Annotated in this window: 19 protein-coding genes and 1 pseudogene; 12 read left to right on the top strand and 8 right to left on the bottom strand. The window is 65.2% G+C overall.

Going from position 1 to position 21,480, the window contains the following annotated elements; translation table 11 throughout:
* Positions 1–66: 66 nt before the first annotated feature.
* Positions 67–315: a hypothetical protein gene (locus tag A3OO_RS0116715; RefSeq protein WP_018408995.1), complete on the bottom strand. Its 249-nt coding sequence runs from the start codon at positions 313–315 to the stop codon at positions 67–69.
* 94 nt (positions 316–409) lie between these two features.
* Between A3OO_RS0116715 and A3OO_RS0116710 the strand changes: the two genes are divergently transcribed.
* Positions 410–1,168 carry an MOSC domain-containing protein gene (locus A3OO_RS0116710; protein ID WP_018408994.1) on the top strand — a complete coding sequence of 253 codons (759 nt, stop codon included), beginning with the start codon at positions 410–412 and terminating at the stop codon, positions 1,166–1,168.
* Positions 1,169–1,172: 4 nt separating this feature from the next.
* Here the strand turns inward: A3OO_RS0116710 and A3OO_RS0116705 are convergent, their stop codons facing one another.
* From A3OO_RS0116705 to htpG, 3 genes are all read right to left on the bottom strand, one after another.
* A complete protein-coding gene (locus A3OO_RS0116705; protein WP_026223082.1) occupies positions 1,173–2,075 on the bottom strand; it encodes a DUF4167 domain-containing protein in 903 nt (300 codons plus the stop codon).
* A gap of 495 nt (positions 2,076–2,570) precedes the next feature.
* Entirely contained in the window at positions 2,571–3,470 is a 900-nt protein-coding gene (prmC, locus tag A3OO_RS0116695; protein ID WP_018408990.1) for a peptide chain release factor N(5)-glutamine methyltransferase, read from the bottom strand.
* Positions 3,471–3,472: 2 nt separating this feature from the next.
* Positions 3,473–5,383: a molecular chaperone HtpG gene (htpG, locus tag A3OO_RS0116690; RefSeq protein WP_245257180.1), complete on the bottom strand. Its 1,911-nt coding sequence runs from the start codon at positions 5,381–5,383 to the stop codon at positions 3,473–3,475.
* A gap of 474 nt (positions 5,384–5,857) precedes the next feature.
* Here htpG and A3OO_RS0116685 point away from each other — a divergent pair, with 474 nt between their 5' ends.
* Entirely contained in the window at positions 5,858–6,271 is a 414-nt protein-coding gene (locus A3OO_RS0116685) for a DUF2794 domain-containing protein (protein WP_018408988.1), read from the top strand.
* 20 nt (positions 6,272–6,291) lie between these two features.
* On the opposite strand, the gene A3OO_RS0116680 is transcribed toward A3OO_RS0116685, so the two are convergent.
* Positions 6,292–7,536 (bottom strand): NAD(P)/FAD-dependent oxidoreductase, encoded by a 1,245-nt coding sequence (locus tag A3OO_RS0116680; RefSeq protein ID WP_018408987.1) that lies wholly within the window; start codon positions 7,534–7,536, stop codon positions 6,292–6,294.
* Positions 7,537–7,628: 92 nt separating this feature from the next.
* Here A3OO_RS0116680 and purB point away from each other — a divergent pair, with 92 nt between their 5' ends.
* A complete protein-coding gene (purB, locus tag A3OO_RS0116675; RefSeq protein ID WP_026223081.1) occupies positions 7,629–8,972 on the top strand; it encodes an adenylosuccinate lyase in 1,344 nt (447 codons plus the stop codon).
* Here the strand turns inward: purB and A3OO_RS0116670 are convergent.
* Both A3OO_RS0116670 and A3OO_RS0116665 read right to left on the bottom strand, forming a co-directional pair.
* Entirely contained in the window at positions 8,926–9,402 is a 477-nt protein-coding gene (locus A3OO_RS0116670) for a DUF2721 domain-containing protein (RefSeq protein ID WP_018408985.1), read from the bottom strand. The genes purB and A3OO_RS0116670 overlap by 47 nt on opposite strands.
* A 74-nt stretch (positions 9,403–9,476) precedes the next feature.
* Positions 9,477–10,631, bottom strand: coding sequence for an AAA family ATPase (locus A3OO_RS0116665; RefSeq protein ID WP_026223080.1), 1,155 nt, complete (start codon positions 10,629–10,631; stop codon positions 9,477–9,479).
* A gap of 92 nt (positions 10,632–10,723) precedes the next feature.
* Here A3OO_RS0116665 and ccmI point away from each other — a divergent pair, with 92 nt between their 5' ends.
* The 8 genes and pseudogenes from ccmI to A3OO_RS0116625 all read left to right on the top strand — a co-directional run bounded on the left by ccmI (position 10,724) and on the right by A3OO_RS0116625 (position 18,984).
* Positions 10,724–11,839: a c-type cytochrome biogenesis protein CcmI gene (gene ccmI, locus A3OO_RS0116660; protein WP_018408983.1), complete on the top strand. Its 1,116-nt coding sequence runs from the start codon at positions 10,724–10,726 to the stop codon at positions 11,837–11,839.
* A gap of 57 nt (positions 11,840–11,896) precedes the next feature.
* Entirely contained in the window at positions 11,897–12,334 is a 438-nt protein-coding gene (gene ccmE / locus A3OO_RS0116655) for a cytochrome c maturation protein CcmE (protein ID WP_018408982.1), read from the top strand.
* A gap of 220 nt (positions 12,335–12,554) precedes the next feature.
* A pseudogene (locus tag A3OO_RS21815) lies at positions 12,555–14,526 on the top strand (heme lyase CcmF/NrfE family subunit).
* 128 nt (positions 14,527–14,654) lie between these two features.
* Entirely contained in the window at positions 14,655–15,122 is a 468-nt protein-coding gene (locus A3OO_RS0116645) for a cytochrome c-type biogenesis protein (RefSeq protein ID WP_018408979.1), read from the top strand.
* 200 nt (positions 15,123–15,322) lie between these two features.
* Positions 15,323–16,414 (top strand): lipase family protein, encoded by a 1,092-nt coding sequence (locus A3OO_RS0116640; RefSeq protein WP_156824850.1) that lies wholly within the window; start codon positions 15,323–15,325, stop codon positions 16,412–16,414.
* A 122-nt stretch (positions 16,415–16,536) separates the two neighbouring features.
* Positions 16,537–16,788, top strand: a complete 252-nt coding sequence (locus tag A3OO_RS0116635) for a zinc-finger domain-containing protein (RefSeq protein WP_018408977.1) — start codon at positions 16,537–16,539, stop codon at positions 16,786–16,788.
* 10 nt (positions 16,789–16,798) lie between these two features.
* Entirely contained in the window at positions 16,799–17,983 is a 1,185-nt protein-coding gene (locus tag A3OO_RS0116630) for an FAD-dependent monooxygenase (protein ID WP_018408976.1), read from the top strand.
* 377 nt (positions 17,984–18,360) lie between these two features.
* Positions 18,361–18,984 carry a transglutaminase-like cysteine peptidase gene (locus A3OO_RS0116625; RefSeq protein WP_018408975.1) on the top strand — a complete coding sequence of 208 codons (624 nt, stop codon included), beginning with the start codon at positions 18,361–18,363 and terminating at the stop codon, positions 18,982–18,984.
* A 6-nt stretch (positions 18,985–18,990) separates the two neighbouring features.
* Here the strand turns inward: A3OO_RS0116625 and A3OO_RS0116620 are convergent, their stop codons facing one another.
* On the bottom strand, positions 18,991–19,521 hold the full coding sequence (locus tag A3OO_RS0116620) for a gamma carbonic anhydrase family protein (protein WP_018408974.1): 531 nt from the start codon (positions 19,519–19,521) through the stop codon (positions 18,991–18,993).
* A gap of 212 nt (positions 19,522–19,733) precedes the next feature.
* On the opposite strand from A3OO_RS0116620, the gene A3OO_RS0116615 reads away from it, so the two are divergent.
* Positions 19,734–21,452, top strand: coding sequence for a heparinase II/III family protein (locus A3OO_RS0116615; protein WP_018408973.1), 1,719 nt, complete (start codon positions 19,734–19,736; stop codon positions 21,450–21,452).
* Positions 21,453–21,480 lie beyond the last annotated feature (28 nt).

Genomic DNA, 21,480 nt, shown 5'->3' with positions numbered 1-21,480 from the left:
TGAACCCAGCGATCGGGCTGCCGTACATCGCAGAAATGTCAGGAGGCCGCTGCTCGGCGGCGGGGCTCAGATGCGCGAACCAGAGCGCCACGGCGCCGAGAACGCCGATGACCCCCCAGAACCCCGCGCCGATCTTGCCGCGAAATAGAAAAACAGCGCGGCGCCCGTGAGCGCGTATTTCACCGAAAGAAAAGAGGCGACGATCGCCCATGCCCCTGGTTGCGAGAAATCGTCGCGCAACAGGTGGTCGAGATCATGCGCGGCGGAAAACGCCACTGCGGTCAGAACGAGGACTGTGAGCGTCTTGTCCGACATGGATGGCCCTCCTTGCGAAACGGCGGCGCTGTTTTCGTGATGGCTGGGGAGGTGTAGGCAATTCGCCTCGACTTGTCACCGAACAGGGACGTCCATGCGACTCGCCTCTCTCTACCGCTATCCCGTCAAGGGCCTCTCGCCGGAGCCGCTGGACGCCGCCGATCTGAAGACTGGCGATTATTTTCCGGGAGATCGGCTGTTCGCGCTGGAAAACGGTCCTTCAGGCTTCGATCCAGCGGCGCCCGAACATCAGCCCAAGATCAAATTTCTGATGCTGATGAGGAACGGCGGGCTCGCGGGTCTTGCGACGCGCTACAATGACTCGACAGGCGTATTGACGATCGCCAGGGCAGGGCGCGAGGTCGCGCGAGGAGAGTTGCGGTCCGCCGAAGGGCGCCAACCCATCGAGGCCTTCCTGACCGGCTTTCTTGGGCCCGAAATCCGTGGCCCCGTGCGGCTTCTGGCCGCGCCCGACGGCTTTCGCTTCACGGATTCAAAGTCGGGATTTGTCTCACTCGTCAATTTGGCGAGCGTTGCGGCGATTGCGCAGGCGCAAGGCGCCGCGATGGATCCGCTGCGGTTTCGCGCCAATCTCTATGTCGAAGACATGGGCGCATGGGCCGAGGCGGCGCTCTTGGGGCGAACGCTGTCGATCGGCGGCGCACGGCTCGAGGTGCTCAAAATGACCGATCGCTGCGCGGCAACAGGCGTCGAGCCGGGCACAGGGCGACGCGACATGGATCTCGTTCAAACGCTCCGCCAGAACTTCGGCCACATTGACTGCGGCGTTTACGCGCGGGTGATCGAGGGTGGCCGGATCAAGGCCGGCGACGCGATCAGCATCCTCGCCTGAAGCCCTAGAACCGATCGGGCTCCAGCGGAAGTTCGCCCACCTGCGGCGATTCCTCGTCCCGTGCGCCGCCGGCGACGTCATCCATCGGCGGGCGCGGGCGCCGGCGCCGGCGTGAACTCAAATGATAATTGACTCCGCCCTCGGTTTCACGCGGCGCATTCTCGCGCTCGAGAACGGGTTCCGCGCCCGCGCCCTCGCTGGGGACAGCGGCGCGCGCCACTGGCGCGGTGATGAATGAGGGAAGCGCCGTCCCTGGTTCGCTCTCGGCCGCGCTGGCCTCGGGGCGCGGCTGGAAGCGGCGGTCGCGGCCGCGCTCATATCCCTGGTGACGAGGACGTTCGCCGCCTTCGGCGTTGCGATCTCGGTTAAACGGCGGTCGCTCGGGCCGCTGCTGCCGTTCCGGACGCTCCACGCGCTCGCCGGCGCGCATCTCGCCGATCGGGCGCTCCTCAAAAGGCTGGGGCTGCGGCTGCGGCTGCGAGAAATGCGGCTGCGGCTGTGGTTGCGACGCGAAGGGCGGCGGCGGCGGCTGAAAGGCCGGCGGCGGCAGCCGTTCGGCAAGTGGCGCGAAACGATCCGGAAGCGGGGCGAAATCGTCGTCGTCCTCGGAGGTGTCGACTTCCGCTTCCAGCTGCGGGCGCCCATAGCCGTTGACTTGCTGTTGCTGCTGCGCGGCGGCGATCAGCCGGAAATAGTGCTCCGCATGCTGCAGCAGGCTCTCGGCCATGATCGTGTCGCCGGAGGACTGCGCGTCGCGCGCGAGCTGAAGATATTTTTCGGCGACATGCTGAGCCGTGCCGCGGATCTTCACGTCGGGGCCATTCGACTCATAGGACCGTGTTAGCGGATTGGGCCCTTTGCGGTTGTTGGGCCGTCCGCGCATTCTCTTGTTTTGCCCTGGTCTCATCAAACTCCCCGAAATCTTTGCTGCGCTCGGCCCCGCCTGCGCGGCGTTCCCAATAACGTCGCCGCTAAATTCCTTCGCCCGGCGCATGCGCGAACGGACAGGCGACAGCAATCCGTTTTCGGACCTCAAGCTTCGATAACGCTGTGCGCGAGTCGATTTTCCTCAAGTCGGCGCCAATCGGCGGCCCCACGTAGCTTTGCGCCAATTCCCCTCAGCGCAACGGCTTGACGTCCAACGCGATTGCATGCCTGCCTGCCGGATCGCAACGCCCCCGACAATCGAAGTGGTCTTCACTCCGGCGCTTTCATGTCGATTTCGACGTTGCTCCTGGCCGGTCGTTTCGGGCTTCCGTTCGCGAAGCGGGGCCAAAGCGTTCGAGTTGTTCTCGAAGTCGGCGATCGGCTGGACCTGGGATGACTATAGTGGAGGGGGTGGCCGGCAACAAGGCCGAGCGCGGCGAGACGGGCCAAAAAAGCGGGTACTGTCGCCAATATGTCACGGCCTTGGCGGGCCAAGCCGCGCCGCCACGACCCTCTCGTGGCCCCCAACATCGCGCGCCACACGCTCGATGTTGAAGCCGTGGGCCTCCAACAGCGCGGCGACGCCGCCAGCTTGATCGAAGCCGACCTCGAACAGGACGATCGTGTCCTCGTCAAGAAGCCGCCGCACGTCCCCGATGATCTCCCGATATCGCTCGAGCCCGTCGGAGCCGCCGTCGAGCGCCAGCGCCGGATCATGGAGCCGCACCTCGGGATCGAGCCCTGCGATGTCCTGCGTGCGCACATAGGGAGGATTGGACACGATAAGGTCGAAACGCGCCTGGAGCGCCTCCGCCCAGCGGCCGCGCACAATCGCCGCGCGGTCTGACAGGCCGCAACGGGCGAGATTTGCGGCGGTCGCCGCGCAGGCGTCCTCCGAGAGGTCGACGGCGACGGCGCGCGCCGCCGGAAGCTCGCTGAGAAGCGCGCAGGCGATGGCGCCCGAGCCGGCGCCGAGATCGAGAATCGAGAGCGGCGCGTCGCGCCTGTCCGCAACGAAGCGCAGCGCCGTCTCGACCAGCGTTTCTGTGTCGGGCCGCGGATCGAGCACTGACGGCGCGACGGCGAGGTCGAGCGTCCAGAATCCGCGCTCTCCAAGAATGCGCGACACCGGCTCACGGGCGGCGCGTCGCGCCGCGTAGCGGGAGAGGGCGCGCGCCTCCTCGTCCGAAAGCGGCGCGCGCGGCGTCATGGCGAGTTCGAGCCGCGTCAGCCCGGTGGCGGCGCGCAGCAGAGCGCGTGCGTCCTCCTGCGCGTCCTCAACTCCCCGGGCGCCGAGATAGTCCGCAACTGTCGCGATCGCCTGGGCGCGCGTCAGCGGATCGCTCGTTGCGGCTTTGCTCGCGCCCAGATTCATCTCTACCCCCGGCTGGCGAGAAGCGCCGTCAGCCTTTTTGCGAAAGCCGCTGCGTCGATGGGATGCTCGCCGTCGGCGACGCGGGCGAGATCGAGCAGGAGGAACTGGTCGTCACGCGCCGCTTCACGCCCTTTGGCGCGCAAGGCCGTCGCCAGCGCGACGATCGCTTCATGCCTCGGGTTGATCTCCAAAACCGGCTTTCCGAAGGCCGCCTGTTGTCCATGTTCGGCCAAAAGGCGGGACAATTGGCGATCCAACCCGCTGTCCGGAGCGACAAGGCAGACGGCGCTGTCCGTCAGCCGCGTCGAGGCGCGCACATCGTCGACATGATCCGTGAGCGTCTCCTTGAGGGCCGCCAGCAGGTCGGCCACGTCCGCCGGCGGCGTCGCCTCCGTCTTGGCTTCGTCGACGAGCGCGATCGAATCGATGTCGGCCTGACCCTGCGTGACGGATTTGAACGGCTTGCCCTCGTAGCCGAGCGCGCTCGTCACCCAGAAGGCGTCGACGGCGTCGTCGAGAAGCAGCACTTCGACGCCCCTCGCGCGGAATCCTTCAAGTTGCGGGCTGGCGCGCAGCCGCTTCATGTCGTCGCCGACAAGATAATAGATCGCGGTCTGATTTTCCCTCAGATCGGCGACGTAATTCTTGAGCGCGCGGGTGTGTTCCTCGGACTTCGTCGAGGCGAACCGCGCAATTTCGAACAAATCGTCGCGGCGGCTCGGGTCTTCATGCAGCCCTTCCTTGAGCACGGAGCCGAAGTTCTTCCACACTTCGGCGAATTTTTCGGGCTCGGCGTCGGCGAGCTTCTTGAGTTCCTGCAAAATGCGCGTTGCGATGGCCTTGCCGATCGCGCCGGCGATCGGGCTTTTCTGCACCATCTCGCGCGAAACATTGAGCGGAATGTCGGCGCTGTCGACGACGATGCGCATGAACCGCAGCCACGCGGGCAGCAGCTCCATGTCGCGCGAGATCAGCACGCGCCGCACATAAAGCTTGGATTTGCTCTTTCGCGCCGGATCGAAGAGATCGAACGGCCGCGCGCCCGGGACAAAGGCGAGCACCGTATATTCCGTGCGCCCTTCGGCGCGCCAATGGGCGATCAGCGCGGGCTCATCCAGCTGCCCTGACATTTGCCGGTAGAAGTCGACATATTGCTCATGTGTGATGTCCGACTTCGGCTTCGTCCACAGAGCGACGCCTTCGGCGATCCGCCGGGGCTCTTCGCCCGGCGCCGCGATGAGATCAATCGGCGCGGCGATCGCGCCCGAGTGCTCGCGCACGACGCTTTCAACCCGCCAGCCGTCGAGAAATTCATCGCTGTCGGCGTTGAGATGCAGCGTGACGCGGGCGCCGACGGCGGGCGCCGCCTCGAGCGGCAGAGCCGCAATCTGATAGGAGCCCTTGCCGTCTGAACTCCACAGCCATGCCTGATCCTGGCCGGCCCGCCGCGTCGCGACCTCGACGCGGTCGGCGACCATGAAGGCGGAGTAGAAGCCGACGCCGAACTGGCCGATGAAGCCGGCGTCCTTTTCCTTCCCGAGTTTGTCGAGAAAGGCGCGCGTGCCCGAATTGGCGATGGTGCCAAGGGCGCTGATCAGCTCCTCGCGGGACATGCCGACCCCATTGTCGGCGACGGTCAGCGTGCGCTTCTCCTGATCGAGTGAGATCGTGACGAGCGGCGCGGCGGCTTGCGCGGCGAGTTTTTCGTCGGAAAGCGCCTCGTAGCGCAACTTTTCGCAGGCGTCGGCGGCGTTCGAGACGAGTTCGCGCAGAAAGACGTCGCGCTCTGAATAGACGGAGTGCGTCATCAGCTCGAGCAGCCGTGCGACGTCGGCCTCAAAACCGAAATCGGCGGCGGTTTGCGGATCGGCGGCGGGAGCCGCGGCGGCGACGGATGCGGCGTCGTCGGTCATGTTCTCTCCGATGAAAAGAAAAAGAGAATGCACGTCGCGGTCGACGCGACGGCGGCTCTTGAGTTCGTCATTGTTGCGGAATTTGCAAGAGCCTCGGCGGCGGGGCGCCGCCGCGGGGCCGCTCAAGGCGGGTAGGCAGCCCGCTAAAGCTAGACGAGCCGGCGCGGGAGCGAAACTCCCGGCCGGCTCGACCATCGCCACGACCTCTAAATCTCTGAACCGCACGCTTCGGGGGGCTGGGGGGCTGACGAAACCGAAAACGCGTGGCCCCGAGCTGTCGAGGCAATGAACTTCATTTTGGGCGGCGCGTTTGGCTGGCAAGGGGCGCCAAGTCGGCGAAAGTATGATTCTTCCCAGCCAAATCTTATCGGAGCGCAGGGACGCGAAGATTCTGGTCACAAACCAGTCATTAAGTCTTGCCCGGCGCATCCTTGCGGGCCAACATGGTTAAGAGAGATCGAGGAGAGCGGACGCATGGCGGAGTCGGAGACGACGGAGCCCAGCCGGGCCCGACCCGCGCTCGTCGTTGTCGCGAGCGGGGCTTCGCCGGACGCGGCGTCGGGAGTTCCGGGAGACAAGCGCGGCGCGCCGGTTTCATTCAGCCGCCTAGAACTCAACGTCATCTTCAATCTTTATGGAGCGAAAGTCGCGCAGGGAGAATGGCGCGACTATGCGATCGACTTCACGCCGGCGAAGGCCGTGTTCTCGATTTTTCGGCGCGCGAGCGAAGCGCCGCTGTATCGAATCGAGAAGAACCCGGCGCTAGCGCGTCGGCAAGGCGCCTATTCCGTCATCGCGGCGACGGGGCTCGTGCTTCGGCGCGGACATGATCTCGCGCGCGTCGTGCGCGTCTTGGACCGCGCGCTCAAACTCGTCGGCGCCGAATAGAACAAAGGATCGTCGCAAGATCAGAATCGATCGGCCCGATAGGGCGCGGGATCGATGAAGGGCTGTTCGCCCGTCATCATATCCGCGAGGAGCCGGCCGGAAACCGGCCCAAGCGTCAGCCCATGATGCGCATGGCCGAAATCGAACCATAGGCCGCGATGACGCGGCGCAGGACCGATGATCGGCAGCATGTCCGGCAGGCAGGGCCGCGCGCCGCGCCAGGGTTCAGGGTCCAGCCGTTCGGCGAGCGGAAACAATCGGCGCGCCGTCGGTTCGCAAACCTCGATCTGCACCGGCGTCGGCGGCGCGTCGCGGCGGGCGAATTCGGCCCCGCTCGTCAGCCTGACGCCGCGGCGCATTGGCGCCAAGAGATAGCCGACGTCGGCGTCGAGGATAGGATGATTGAGCTTTGCGCCGTCCTTTGCGGCGTAATGCATATGGTAGCCGCGCTTCCAGCCGAGCGGAATGCGATAACCGAGCGGCCCGTAGATGGCGTCCGACCAGGGGCCGAGGGCTACAACCGCGGCGCCGGCGACGAGCGGCCCTTGCCCGGCCTCGACGCGCCAGCGCCCGTCCGGCTCTTGTGAAAGGCTGCGCGCGTCACCTGAGAGCAGATGGCCGCCACGCGAGACGAACAGATCGGCATAGGCTTTCGACAGAGCCGCGGGATCGATGATCGCGGCGGTGTCACGGTAATGGATACCGCCCATGATCGGGGCGAGATCTGGCTCCAGCGCCGCGACCCCGGCCGAGTCGAGCGTATCGATATGCAGATCATAGGCGCGCAGCCGCTCGGCGTCGGCAAGGCCGGCGGCGAGAGTCCGCTCGCTGCGATGCAGCTTGATCCACCCGGTCCTGCGCAACAGCTCGCCGGCGCCTGCCTGCTGGATCAGCGCCTCATGCTCGCTCAGGCTGTGTTCGATCAGCGGGCGTCGCGCCTCAATATTTCGCTGCACCCTCTCTGGCGCGCTCTCGCGCCAATAGCGCAAGAGCCAGGGCCCCACCGCCGGCATGGCCGAGACGTGATAACGCGCCTCCGGCAGAAGGTTCAGCGCATATTTGATAAGTTTCGCCGGATCGCGCGGGAACAGATAGGGGATGAGGGAAGAACGTTCGATCAGGCCGGCGTTGCCAAAGCTCGTCTCCTGTCCCACGGCGCCGACGCGATCGATGAGCGCGACGTCGCGGCCGCGCGCCTGCAGATGCAGCGCGGCGCTGACGCCGACGATTCCGGCGCCAAGAACGACGACATCCGTCGACTGCATGAATCCTCCAAGCTGGTCGCCCCATATATGGACTTTGATGCAACGCGCATGCTAGCGCCTCTCTTCTTCCACAAATTTTCAGGGCGCGCCGGATGATCCCCCGCTATTCCAGACCCGAGATGACCGTGATTTGGGAGCCGCAGACGCGGTTTCGCATCTGGTTCGAGATCGAGGCCTACGCCTGCGACGCGCTCGCCGAGATCGGCGTCATCCCGCGGGAGAGCGCCAAGGCGATCTGGGACAAAGCGGATTTCGTCACCTTCGACGTCGCGCGAATCGACGAGATCGAGCGTGTGACGAAACATGACGTAATCGCCTTTTTGACCCATCTCGCCGAATTCATCGGCGCCGAGTCGCGCTTTGTGCATCAGGGCATGACGTCTTCCGACGTGCTCGACACCTGTCTTGCCGTGCAATTGTCGCGCGCCGCGGATCTCTTGATCGCCGACGTCGACGGGCTGCTGTCCGCGCTCAAGACGCGCGCCTATGAGCATAAATACACGCCGACGATCGGCCGCTCGCACGGCATTCACGCCGAGCCGACGACGTTCGGGCTGAAACTGGCGCAGGCCTACGCCGAATTCACCCGCGCGCGCGAAAGGCTCGTCGAGGCGCGAAGGGAAATTTCGACCTGCGCGATTTCGGGCGCCGTCGGCACTTTCGCCAATATTGATCCGCGCGTCGAAGACTATGTGGCGCATAAGATGGGACTGACCGTCGAGCCGATCTCGACGCAGGTCATTCCGCGCGATCGCCACGCGGCGTTTTTTGCGACGCTCGCTGTCGTTGCGTCTTCCGTCGAACGGCTCTCCATCGAAATCCGTCATCTTCAGCGCACCGAGGTGCTCGAGGCGGAGGAATATTTCTCGGCAGGGCAGAAGGGCTCTTCCGCCATGCCGCACAAGCGCAATCCGGTGCTGACCGAGAATCTGACCGGACTTGCGCGGCTCGTGCGCGGCATGGCGATCCCCGCGATGGAAAACGTCGCGCTCTGGCACGAGCGTGATATTTCGCATTCGTCCGTCGAGCGCATGATCGGGCCTGACGCGACGGTCACTCTGGACTTCGCGCTGGCGCGCTTGACGAGCGTCATCGACAATCTCGTCGTCTACCCCGAAAATATGCGCAAGAATCTAGAGAAGCTCGGGGGACTCATTCATTCGCAGCGCGTGCTTCTGGCGCTGACGCAAAAAGGCGTCTCGCGCGAAGACGCCTACGCCATGGTGCAGCGTAACGCCATGCCGGTTTGGCATAGGGCGTTCGAGGGACGCCCGTCGCAAGAAAATAATTTGGAAGGGGATTTCCGCACGCTGCTCGGGCACGACAAGGATGTGAGCGCAAAGCTGTCGCCGGCGGAATTGGACGCGCTGTTCGACCTCTCGTACCACTTCAAACATGTGGATACGATTTTCGCGCGCGTCTTTGGAGAGGCTTAGCGCCGCCGCTAATCTCAATATATCCGAGCTGCAATTCTCTCGCGAAGGCGACCAGCGCGGCGGTGAACAGCGCCATCGCCAGGGCGAACAGCAATCCCGCGCCATACTCGTGGCGTACATGAAGGTAAGCCGCCCCGAAGCTGACGATGACGAGAACGCTCGTCACGATGCAGCTCGCGACGCCCCAGTAGATCGCGTAATGCATCAGCAAGCCGCGCTTTCTGAGGATTGGCAGTTCAGCTTTCAGATCGACTTGCGCCGCGCTGTCGCCGTCAGTCAGGACGATGGTTCTTGCACGATCGATGATGCGGTCCAATCGTGAGACGAGGACGGCCAAGAGCTGCGCCTCGGCTGCGAGCAGAAAGGCTGGGCCGGTGACCTGTGAGATCACACTGGAAAGTTGTTCGATCGAGGGCGTGTTGATGAGCATTTAGGGTCTCGGAGCATGAGGGTTCGCACGAGGATCCGGCGCAATTCCGATTAGGCGCGCCCGCCAGTCAAGCGTTACCGTGACGGCCAGCGCCACTTTGGCGACTCATGTTCGGGCGCGAGCGTCTCGCCCAAACGCTTCTCTAGCGCGATTTCGACGCAACCATCATCTTTTCTCAGTTCCGAGACCAGTTGGGCCGAGTGCGACACGACGAACAGCTGAGTCTCGTTGGAGACCTTGTGCATCAGGCGCGCCAGCGCGCCGATGAGATTGGGATGGAGGCTCGCTTCAGGTTCGTTGAACACCATCAGCAGCGGCGGGCGCGGCGTCAGCAGCGCAGCGACGAGCAGCAGATAGCGCAGCGTGCCTTCCGAGAGTTCCGCGGCGCGTAGCGGCCGAAGCAAACCGTGCTGGCGCATCAGCGTCTCCACGTAACCGTCCGATGCCGAAATATCGATCGTGCTGGACGGAAAGGCGTCCTCGATCGTCTCGTGCAGGCCGTCCGCGTCGCCAACTTCCAAAATGGTTGCGAGCGCCGCCGCGAGGTCTGCGCCGTCATCCGCGAGCGCGGGGGTGAAGGTGCCGATCTGCGGGCGTCGCGCCGGCGCCTCGCGGTCGGCGCGCAAATTGTCATAGAAGCGCCAGCTCCGCACCGTCTCACGCAAGATCGAGAGGTCATAGGCTTCGCGCAGGTCGGCGCAGTGCGTCATCATGCTGTCGACGCCGGCGAGTGAAGCCGCGGCCTGCCGCCATTCGCCTTTTTCCCCGCGAATGCGTGCGCTCGGTCCCCGTCGCTCGGCGAAAAGATTGGCATGGCCGAGATGTTCTCCGGTCCATTGCGCCTCGAGCTTGATCTGCGGATCGAGCGGGAAGGCCTCCGTCGCATTGGAAGTTGGGCCGAGGTCGATCGCATAACCATAGGTCTTCGAAGCGAAGCCGAGCTTCAGCGCCTTTCGCGACTGGCGCGCCAAGGGCTCTACCGGAGTCTCGCCCGCTTTCATGGCCCGGGAGAATTTCTCTGGCCCAGCCCATAGCGTCGAATTCAGTCCGCCCTCCCGGGCAAGGGACTGGACGATGCGTCCCTGCGCAACATCGGCGAGAAGACGCAGCGCGCGATAAAGGCTGGACTTGCCGGCGCCGTTGGCGCCAGTCACGATGGTGAGACGCCCCGGCGCAAGGACCAGATCGCGGATGGATCGATAGCCGGAAATTGCGAGCCGCGTAATCACGGAGCCTCCCTTGGCGCGAATATCCGATGGACGGGCGTGCAGGAGCAACGGCCGCCCTTCCAATAGGGAGCGCAAAGCCTTAAAGAGCGGGCATGATCTGGCTTATCTTCGCCTTGCTGACCGGCGCCGCGGTGATGGCGGTGCTGGCGCCGCTCGCCATGCGGAATGGGGCGCGGGATGAAAGCGCCGCAGACGTCGCCTTTTTCGAGGAGCAGATCGCCGAAATCGAGAGGGAACGCGCCGAAGGGCGTCTCGACGCGCCGGACGCTGACGCCGCGAAGACCGAGGCGGCGCGCCGACTGTTGCGCGCGGAAGCCGCGCCAAAGGCGAGGGTCGTCTCCTCGCGCAAACTCGCGCTCGGCGCGGCGCTCGCCGCCATCGTGGTCATCCCCGCCGTCGCGCTGACGCTTTATGCGCGGCTCGGCCATTCTGACATGCCGGATATGCCGCTGACGGCGCGGCTCGACTCCGCGCCGGACCGCAATGATCTCTCCGGCGCCGTCGCGCGCATCGAACAGCATTTGCGCGAGCATCCCGAAGACGGCCGCGGCTTCGAAGTCATCGCGCCATATCTGCTGCGCACGGGGCGCGGCGAAGACGCCGTCCACGCCTATTCGGAAGCGCTGCGACTTTTGGGCGCAACTGCGCCCCGACTTGCGGCGCTCGGAGAAGCGCGCGTCGTCGTCGCTCAAGGCGTGGTGACGCCGCAAGCAAGGAAGGATTTCGAGGCGGCGCTCGCGCTCGACGCGGCGGCGCCAGAGGCGCAGTATTACCTCGGCGTGGCGGCCGCGCAGGCCGGCGAGAAGGACAAGGCGATCGCAATCTTTGCCAAGATGGCTGCTGACGCGCCGGCCGACGCCGCTTATCTGAAGGCGGTCAACGCCCAGCTCGCCATTCTGCGCGGCGAAGCAAGCGCGCCGGTCGTCGCGCGCGGGCCGTCGAGCGAACAAGGCAAAGCGATTGCGGCGATGCCCGCCGATCAGCGTCAGGAGATGATCCGCGGCATGGTGGATCGTCTTGCCTCGCGCCTCGAATCCAAGGGCGACGACGTCGAAGGATGGCTGAAGCTCATTCGCGCCTATAGCGTCCTCGCGGAGACGGAAAAGGCGAAGAAGGCCGTGACCGAGGCGCGCAAGGCGCTCGCCAGCAAGCAAGATGATGTCGCCCGCATCGAGGCGCTGGCGAAGGAGCTGAATATCGGAGGCTAGACGTTTCGCCTTTTTGCGAGAGCGGCCATAGGTGGCCGCAAGGGAGCGTTTTGAACAATGACGCGTAAGGGAAAGCGGCTGACGTTGATCGCCGGCGCGATGGCCGTTCTCGGCGTCGCCGCCGGGCTTATGCTGTTCGCGCTGCGCGACAATATCGTATTCTTCTACACGCCCTCGGAGCTTGCGAAGAAGCAAACGGCCTCCGGCGCGCGGCTGCGCATCGGCGGTCTCGTGAAGGAAGGCACGGTGGTCAAGAATGGCCAAGATGTGCGCTTCACCGTCACCGATAAGACGAGCGATCTCACGGTGTCCTACACGGGCCTGCTGCCGGATCTCTTCCGCGAAGGGCAGGGCGTCGTCGTCGACGGCGTGCTGCAGCCCTCCGGCGGCTTTCGAGCCGACAGCGTGCTGGCCAAGCACGACGAACGCTACATGCCGCGCGACGTCGCCGACGCTTTGAAGAAGCAGGGCGTCTGGCAGGGAGAGACGAAGTGATGGGCGGCCATCGGGTTCATACCTCCCCCTTGTGGGGAGGTCGGTCGCCATCGCAGGCAAGTTTATGCAGGATGCGTAAACTTGGCTGCGAAGCGACCGGGTGGGGGGCGATCTCACAGTCCCTCTACGAGATCACCCCACCCCGAACCGCGTCGCGGTTCGACCCTCCCCGTCAAGGGGAGGGATATGCGCCCTTTCTTGCGATCCTCGGAAGGTCTGCATGATCGTTGAAACCGGACATTATGCGCTTGTTCTGGCGCTCGCCCTTGCGCTGGCGCAATTCGCCATTCCCTTCATCGGCGCTCGGCTGAACGACACGGCGCTGATGCGCGTCGCGCGCCCGGCGGCGATCACGCAATTCCTGTTCGTCGCGCTATCTTACGGGGCGCTGACCTACGCGCATGTCGTTTCCGACTTCTCGCTCGTGAACGTGATCGAGAATTCCCATTCGCTGAAGCCCTTCATCTATAAAATCTCGGGCGTGTGGGGGAATCACGAAGGCTCGATGCTCTTGTGGGTGCTCGTTCTCTCGCTGTGCGGCGCGCTGATCGCGATTTTCTCGAACGCGATGACCGACCGGCTGCGCGCCGACGCGCTCGCCGTGCAGGGGCTGCTCGGTCGCCGCGGCCTTTCTTCTTTTCATTCTGCTCACCTCAAATCCGTTCGCCCGCGTCGCGCCGGCGCCGTGGGAAGGCCGCGATCTCAATCCGATCCTGCAGGACCCGGGCCTCGCGATCCATCCGCCGCTGCTCTATCTCGGCTATGTCGGCTTTTCGATCGTGTTCTCTTTCGCCGCCGCCGCGCTCATTGGCGGACGCATCGACGCCGGCTGGGCGCGCGTCATTCGCCCCTGGACTCTCTTCGCCTGGATCGCGCTGACGCTCGGCATCGCCATGGGGTCGTACTGGGCCTATTACACGCTCGGCTGGGGCGGCTTCTGGTTCTGGGACCCGGTCGAGAACGCGTCGCTGATGCCCTGGATCGCCGGCACGGCGCTCGTGCACAGCGCCGCCGTGATGGAAAAGCGCGAGGCGCTGAAGGTCTGGACGATCTTTCTCGCGATCCTGGCCTTCTCGCTGTCGCTGCTCGGCACCTTCCTTGTGCGCTCCGGCGTGCTGACGTCCGTGCATGCCTTCGCCAGCGATCCCGACCGCGGCGTGTTCATTCTCGCCATTCTCGTCTTCTTCATCGGCGGCGCGCTCGCGCTCTTTGCGCTGCGGGCCGGCGCGCTGCCCGTCGGCGGACTGTTTTCGCCGATCTCGCGCGAAGGCGCGCTCGTCCTCAACAATCTGCTGCTTTCGGCGTGCTGCGCCACCGTCGTCGTCGGGACGCTCTATCCGCTGGCGCTCGAAGCGATCACCGGCGAGAAGATTTCCGTCGGCGCGCCTTTCTTCAACACCGTGCTGATCCCGATCGCGCTGCCGCTCGCCTTGTTGATGCCGATCGGCCAGATGCTTTCCTGGAAGCGCGGCGATCTGGCCGCCGCTTTGCAGCGGCTGCGCGTCGCCTTCTTTGTCGGGGTCGTCGCGACGGCGGCGTTCGGCGCCTGGTACGGAACGCCCTTCCTCTCCGTCGCTGCCGCCGGCATCGCGATCTATCTCGTCGTCGGCGCTTTGAGCGATCTCGCGCTGCGCGTGCGAGGGAGCTCGGGGCGCGCGAGCCTGAAGCGGCTCGCCGGCCTGCCGCTTTCGGCCTTCGGCACGTCGATCGCTCACGCCGGCATGGGGCTGACGCTTCTCGGCCTGGCCGCGACGGGTTGGGGCGTCGAAACCATCGTCGCGATGAAGCCTTCGAGCTTCTATGACGTCGGTCCCTATCAGATCGGCATCGAATCTGTTTCGCCGCGCCAGGGGCCGAATTATTCCGAAGTCTACGCCGTCATGGCGGTGCGCAAGGACGGCGCGACGCTCGCGACGATCGAACCGGCCAAGCGCTTCTATCAGGCGCGGCGCATGGCGCGCTCGGAGGCGGGCATCGTCACGCTGGCGCTCGGACAGGTTTACGCGGCGATCGGCGAGTCGCATGAGGATGGAACGATCGATGCGCGGCTGTACTGGAAGCCGCTCGTGACGCTGATCTGGATCGGCGCGCTGATTATGGCGTTCGGCGGCGCGCTGTCGCTGGCCGACCGGCGTTTGCGCATCGGCGTCGCCCGCCGCGCCGCCGCTCCAGCGCTGGAGCCGGCGGAATGAGCGTCGGAGCCCCCTCCCTGTCCCTCCCCCGCAGTCGCGGGAGAGGGGACCCTAACGATCGGCATTTGCCGGATGGCGAGAAATCGCCGGATCTTGCTCCCTCTCCCGTGAAGCGGGGGAGGGTTGGGGTGGGGGTCTTCATCGCGCTCCTTCTCCTCCCGCTCGCCGCTCACGCCGTCACACCCGGCGAAAGGCTTGCCGATCCGGCGCTCGAAGCGCGGGCGCGGGCGATCACCACCGAGCTGCGCTGCCTCGTCTGCCAGAACCAGTCGATCGACGATTCCGACGCCTCGCTCGCCAAGGATTTGCGCGTGCTCGTGCGCGAGAAGCTGAAGGAGGGGATGAGCGACGCGCAGGTGCGCGAATTCGTCCATGCCCGCTATGGCGATTTCGTGCTGCTGCGCCCGCCGGTGAAGCCAGGCACGCTGCTGCTCTGGGCCGCGCCGTTGATCGCGCTGCTCGCGGGCGCCGCCGCCATCTGGATGGCGGCGCGGCGACGGCGCGGCGTCGTGACGGCGCGGCCGGCGGAACTGACGGCCGAGGAGCAGGCGCGGCTCGAAGCGCTCGGCGTCGGGCGGCGGTCGGACGAGAGCTGACGAGCGTCTCGTTCGGGGTCCAAGTCGCCTGCATAGGTTGATCCGTGCGGTCTTCTATCCGGCCCGCTCGTGTTGTGTTATCTTATCAAACTAATTGAAGAATTTGTCCTCTTAAGGCGTAGCTCAAGCAATGAATCTGCGCCCACCGGCTAGCGGCCGCAGGTATAAAGCTTTTTTACAAGTCATTTGGGGAGAAGCATTTGTCCCAGAGATTGAACGAAGACTTGTTGCAGCCTGCTAGGGGTCCGACTGACATTTTTGGCGTCGCCTATCTGCAGCTGTGCCAAATTTCCTATGCCTTGCCGTCGGCCATTCCCGGGCTCGTCAACACCAAAATGCCTCCTCTTAGCGCCGGGGGCCGATGGGCGTGCGTCTGGGGACCGGTCGAAAGCGACGATCTTGCTAATCTCGTCTTCGTGGCCGCCTATTATGACGGCCCCAATCTTCCGCCGACTTTCGCCGCCGTCGTCACGCGTGGCGCCGACGCGGACGTCGATGACGTCTGGGGCGTCCTGCAGCAGGCTTTTGAGGATTTTTACGTTATTTTCCAGAGATCGCCGCCATGGTTGCCCTTTGGAAGCCCGGCGCTTGTGGCTGACGGAACGCTTTTCGCGTTGGAGACCATCCAGGGCTTTTCATCCGGCGGCGTCTCGCTTCTAGATTTCGTCGCGAACTTCCTTCAGGCGCCGGAAAACCAAAACCCGCTTCTCGTGTGCACGGGCCACAGCCTCGGCGGATGCGTGACCTCGGTGCTGGCGCCCTGGCTACAGTCCTCGCTTGCCCTCGTCGGCGTTTCGAACCCTATCGTGCCGGCGACATTCGCGGCTCCGGCGGCCGGCAACGCCGCCTTCGCGGACTATTACACGTCCACATTCAGTTATTGCCCGCGCTACTACAACACGCTGGATATCGCTCCCCTGACCTGGGGAAATCTCGACGCGTTCTCCACGCTCTATGATGGCTGCAACATCCCGATTCCGGACGCCGCCTGTCTGCTCCTCGTCGCCTGGGCGGACGCCATGTGGGTGGAGGGGGCGAACTATTCCCAGCAACAATCCAACGATGCGCCGCTGCCAGGAGCCTGCTTCGAACTCTATCCGGCGGACTGGTACACGCAGGCCTTCATGCAGCACCACACCGGCACGTATATGCGCCTTCTCGGCGGCGCCTCGATCGACATCGGACCAAGCATGTTGGCTCGGGGGCGCCGGCAGCGGCGGATCTCGCGCTTCCGGCTGCAGTCGCAAATCAGAAGTTCCGAAAATTTGCTGCTGAAGCTGACCAAGCGCTGAGGCTTGGTCGCAGGCGGGGGCGCCGGCGCGCGCCCTTGGCCCTATCCAATTCCTTCGCGCTCCAATATAGGGGGCCGGAGCAATCCCGAGCCGCAAACGCGGCGTCACCTGAAGAGCGGATCATGGCCCAGCATTACACGCCCCATTTCCACAATCAGCCCGGCGTCGCGCAGATCAGGATTGGCGCGAAGGAATTCATGTGCATCGGGGCGCTCCCGCCCTTCGACCATCCTCATGTCTATCTCGACATGGGCGCGTCGAACGAGGCCGTCTGCCCCTATTGCTCGACGCATTACGTCTACGACGCGACGCTGCGCGGCGGCGCCGACCCGGCCGAATGCGTCTATCGCATCTCTGAAGACACCGCCGCCTGACAATACGCGGGTGAACGCGCCGATCGTCATCGCCGGCGCAGGCATTGGCGGCCTCGCCGCAGCCCTGTCGCTGGCGCGCGCCGGCAAGCGCACGCTGGTCCTGGAGCGCGCTGCTCGGATCGACGAGGTCGGCGCGGGACTACAGATCGCCCCGAACGCCGGGCGCATCCTCGCCAAACTTGGGCTCGAGCCGGCGCTCGCCGCCGTCGCTCTGGAGCCCGAGGCCATCAACATCCGTCGCGGGCGGGACGGCGCCGTTCTGGCGCGCCTTGATCTTTACGCCGCAAGGACCCGCTGGGGCGCGCCGTTCCGGCTTTTCCACCGCGCCGATTTGCAGGGCGCGTTGCTGCAGGCGGCGCTGGACAATCCGCAGACGCATGTCCGCGCCGGCGCCCGCGTCGGCGATTTTGAGGCGACCGCCCGAGGCGTTCGCATGCGCGTGCACACCCAGGACGGCGTCGAGGAAATCGAGGCGGCGGGCCTGATCGGCGCCGACGGCGTGCGTTCGAGCGTGCGTGGCCATCTCGTCCCGTCCGAGCGCGACGCGCCCGCCTATTCCGGCTGCGTCGCCTGGCGCGCGACGCTGCCCGCCGAGAGCGTTCCGGCGGCGTTGCGCGTGCGCGAATCCAATCTCTGGCTGCTGCCGGGCGCTCATGTCGTGCACTATCCGCTGCGCGACGCGTCAATGATCAACGTCGTCGTCATCATTGAAGAGCCGCCGGAGGACGAGGACGCCGCGTCAAGCCTGTCGCTTAAAGGCGCGGCGCTCGCGCGCCGACTCGCGCCGCGTAAAATCGCGGCGGAACTGCGCGACTTGATCGAAGCGGGCGACTCCTGGCGGCATTGGCCGCTTTTCACGCGGCCGGCCCTGGAACACTGGACGCAGGGACCGGTGACGCTCCTCGGCGACGCCGCGCATCCGATGGTCCCCTTTCTGGCGCAGGGCGCGGCGCAGGCGATCGAGGACGCCGACGCCTTGGGGGACGCCTTCATGCGATTGGGCGCGACGGTCGAGGCCGCCTTCGCCGCCTATGAGGCCGCAAGGCTTCCCCGCGCCGATCGGGTCGTGGGCGCGTCTCGTCGCCAGGGCGGCTATTTCCATATGCGCGGACTGCCGGCCGCGGCGCGCAATCTTGCGATCCGCGCGCTCGGCGGAGGCGGCATGCTGGCGCGCAACGCCTGGCTTTACCGATAGACGCCCTCCTGGAGCTCGGCGTAAAGCTCTGTGACGAATTTGCGCTTCCACGAAGGCGCGCCGTCACACTCGCTAAAAGAATTTTCGCGCCGAGCGGGCGCGTTAACCGCCAGAACGGTCGCATATTAACCGGCGTTCCTCGAAGCTTAAGTGTGGGTGGCCGGAAGGGCCGAAAACGAGACGCCGGGCAGGAAGAAACTTGATGCAGTTCAGTGTGATAGGAGATCGCATCAAATTTTATGCATTCCCATAAGACGAAATTATACTTACCGACGACGCAGCAAAATCTAAACGCGTTCGCGTAAAATGCGGATGAAATACTTTCATCGACAGCAAAACAACAAAACTAACCTCGCCTCATGTCACGGAGGCGGGTTATGTTGGGCATCGTTAGCAAGGCGGTTGTGGCTCTCGGGATGGCGGGCGCGGCGCTTATCGCCGTCAATGCGAAAAGTTTCGCCGGACCCGAAACCGCGAGTTTCGCCTCGCTTGGCCCGGAAACGAGCGTGCCTTACGGCTGGGTGGACTTCTGCCAGCGCTACCGGGGCGAATGCCAGAACGAGGAAACCGCGCCGCAGGAGGTCGAACTCACCGCCGCCGTTTACCGCAAGATCGCGCGCATCAACGCCTGGGTGAATGAGAACATTGACCCGATCGCGGACGCCGATCATTGGGGCGCGGTCGACCAGTGGGATTATCCCAGCGACGGGAAGGGCGACTGCGAGGATTTCGCGCTTCTAAAGCGCCGCATGCTGATCGAGGAAGGCTTTCCGCGGCAGGCGCTGCTGCTCACGGTGGTGAAGGAGAAGAACGGCGACGGCCATTCTGTCCTGACGGTCAAGACCAACCGCGGCGAATTCGTGCTCGACAATCTGTCCAACGAGATGCGGCCCTGGACGCGCGCTCCCTATCGCTTCGTCAAGCGCCAGTCGCAGCAAAATCAGAACGCCTGGGTGGCGATTAGCCCGGCGACGAGCGCCCCGCTGTATGTGTCGCGGTAAGGGAGCTCAGCCGATCAGCGTCAGCCCGCTCGCGTAGCGTTGACCGTTCTCCACATAATGTTTCGCCGAGTCGAGATGGCGCTCGCGCGCCGCTTCGTCGAGCGTGCGGATCGCCTTGGCGGGCGAGCCGACGATCAGCGAATAGTCGGGAAATTCCTTGCCTTCGGTCACCAGCGCATTGGCGCCGACGAGGCAGTTCGCGCCGATCTTCGCCCCATTGAGGATTGTCGCCCCCATGCCGATCAACGTCGCTTCGCCGATGATGCAGCTATGCAGAATGACGCCATGGCCGATCGTGCAGTCCGGCCCGATGACGAGCGGGAAGCCCATGTCGGTGTGGAGAATGCTGTTTTCCTGAATATTGGTGCGGGCGCCGACCGTGATCCACTCATTGTCGCCCCGCAGCACGCAGCCGAACCACACATTGGCGTCCTCCTCCAGCGCGACGCGGCCGATGATGTGCGCGCCCGGAGCCACGAAGAACCGGCCGGGAGCCGGAAGGCGCGGCGCGATTCCGTCGATCGTGTAAACCGGCATGGGCGAAGCCTCCTAAAAAAGAGGCGCGACATTGGCATTTTCCCCCTTTCGCATGCAATGGCGTAGCGCCGAAGCCGCCGCGATCTCATTCGGAAGTCACGGAAATTTGGACTATAAGCGGACAGCGGGGTTTGATATTGCCCGCTGGCGCGACGCCGGTGGGGATCTATCGCGCGAGAGCCGCTATCGGAGGACGCCCACTGAGCGCCATCATGTTGCGGGATAGGGTTCGGCTGGCGAGCGTTTCCGCGGCGCGGGCGGCGGGCGCCTTCGCGCGAGGCGCCGCCGCGCCCTATCACCTCATGAAGTCAATGGCGATCGCGCCGCCGGAGCGGCTGCGTATCGCGCCTCCCGACATCAGAACCACCGATTCGACGGTCGCCGACCAGATCTACGCCGGCTATTTCTCCTTCGAGGGGAAAACCGTGCAGGCGCGGGGCGTATCGCCTTTTCTGGTCGCCGCGCCTTCCGATTGCTGGCGGCGCTCCCTTGCAGGCTTCTCCTGGCTGCGGCATTTGCAGGCCTCGGACAAGAGGGTGGCGCTGGCCACGGCGCAGGAGCTTGTCGCGGATTTTCTTTCGCTTCCGAAAATTCCGGCCGACGATCCGGCGATGGAGCCTGCCGTCGTCGCGCGGCGCCTCCTCTCGTTTCTGTCGCAATCGCCGACCCTGCTCGATGGCGCCGACGCCGATTTTTATGACGCCTTCATGCTGGCGCTCGCGCGCAACGCGCGGCTGCTCTGGCGGGCGCTGGCCGGCGACGGCGCACGCGGCGCCGATCGCGCCTTCTGCGCCATTGCGCTTGCCGAATTCGCCGTTTGCGCGGACACCGGCCGCAAAATCGCCCCGCATGTGTCGCGCGCGCTCAGCGCGGAGCTCGACCGCCAAATCCTCATCGACGGCGGCCATGTCAGCCGCAATCCGCAGGTCGCGGTCGACCTGCTGCTCGATTTGTTGCCGCTGCGGCAGGTGATTGCGGCGCGCGGCCTGCAAACGCCGTCCGCCGTCCTGCGCGCCATCGACCGGATGATGCCGATGCTGCGGATGCTGCAGCATGGCGACGGCTCGCTGGCGCTGTTCAACGGCATGGGCGCGACGGCGCTGGACCGGCTGGCGAGCGCGCTCGCCCATGAGGACACGCGCGGCGCGCCGCCCGTCAACGCGCCATACGCCGGCTATCAGCGCATGGAGGCTGGCGACGCGCTCGTCCTCGTCGACGCCGGCGGGCCGCCGCCTTTCGAATTTTCTCTATCGGCCCACGCCGGCTGCCTGTCTTTCGAATATTCGCTGGGAATCGAGCGGGTCGTCGTCAATTGCGGCGCTCCCTCGGCGCCGCATCTCGACGCTCGTGAACTGGCGCGCGCCACCGCCGCGCATTCGACGCTCGTCGTCGGCGATCGCTCCAGCGCCCGCATCGCGCCACAGAGCGCGCCGCGCCGGCGCGCCGGGCGCGTTCTCGGCGGCCCGCGCAACACGGCGGTCGAGCGCCGCCGTCTCGACGGCGAGACGACGCTCATTTTGTCGCATGACGGCTATGTGCGCGATTTCAGCCTTGTCCATCAGCGCGAACTGACTCTTCCGGCCGATGGCGCCGCGCTCCTGGGCATCGATCGGCTCATCGGCGCGGAGCGCGGCGGAAGACATGCCCAAGCGAGCGATTTCGCCCTGCGCTTTCACATTCATCCACGCGTGCGCATCGCGCCGAACGCCGACGGCGCAATCGAACTCACGCTCGCCGATGGCGAAATCCTCATCTTTGAAGCGCAAGACCTGACGCCCGAAATCGAAGATAGTATTTTCTTCGCCGCGCCCGGCGGCGCGCGCAAATGCGCGCAAATCATTGTGCGAGGGGCGGCAGCTGCAGGGGCCGAGATTGCTTGGAGCTTCCGGCGGCGCGCAGGCGCGCAGGTTCCTCCCGGTGGCAAGGTGTGATAAGCGCGGCGCGAGTTAGGAGTATGCG

Source organism: Methylocystis rosea SV97, assembly GCF_000372845.1.
GTDB lineage: Bacteria > Pseudomonadota > Alphaproteobacteria > Rhizobiales > Beijerinckiaceae > Methylocystis > Methylocystis rosea.
This window is presented reverse-complemented; position numbering and strand designations above follow the sequence as displayed.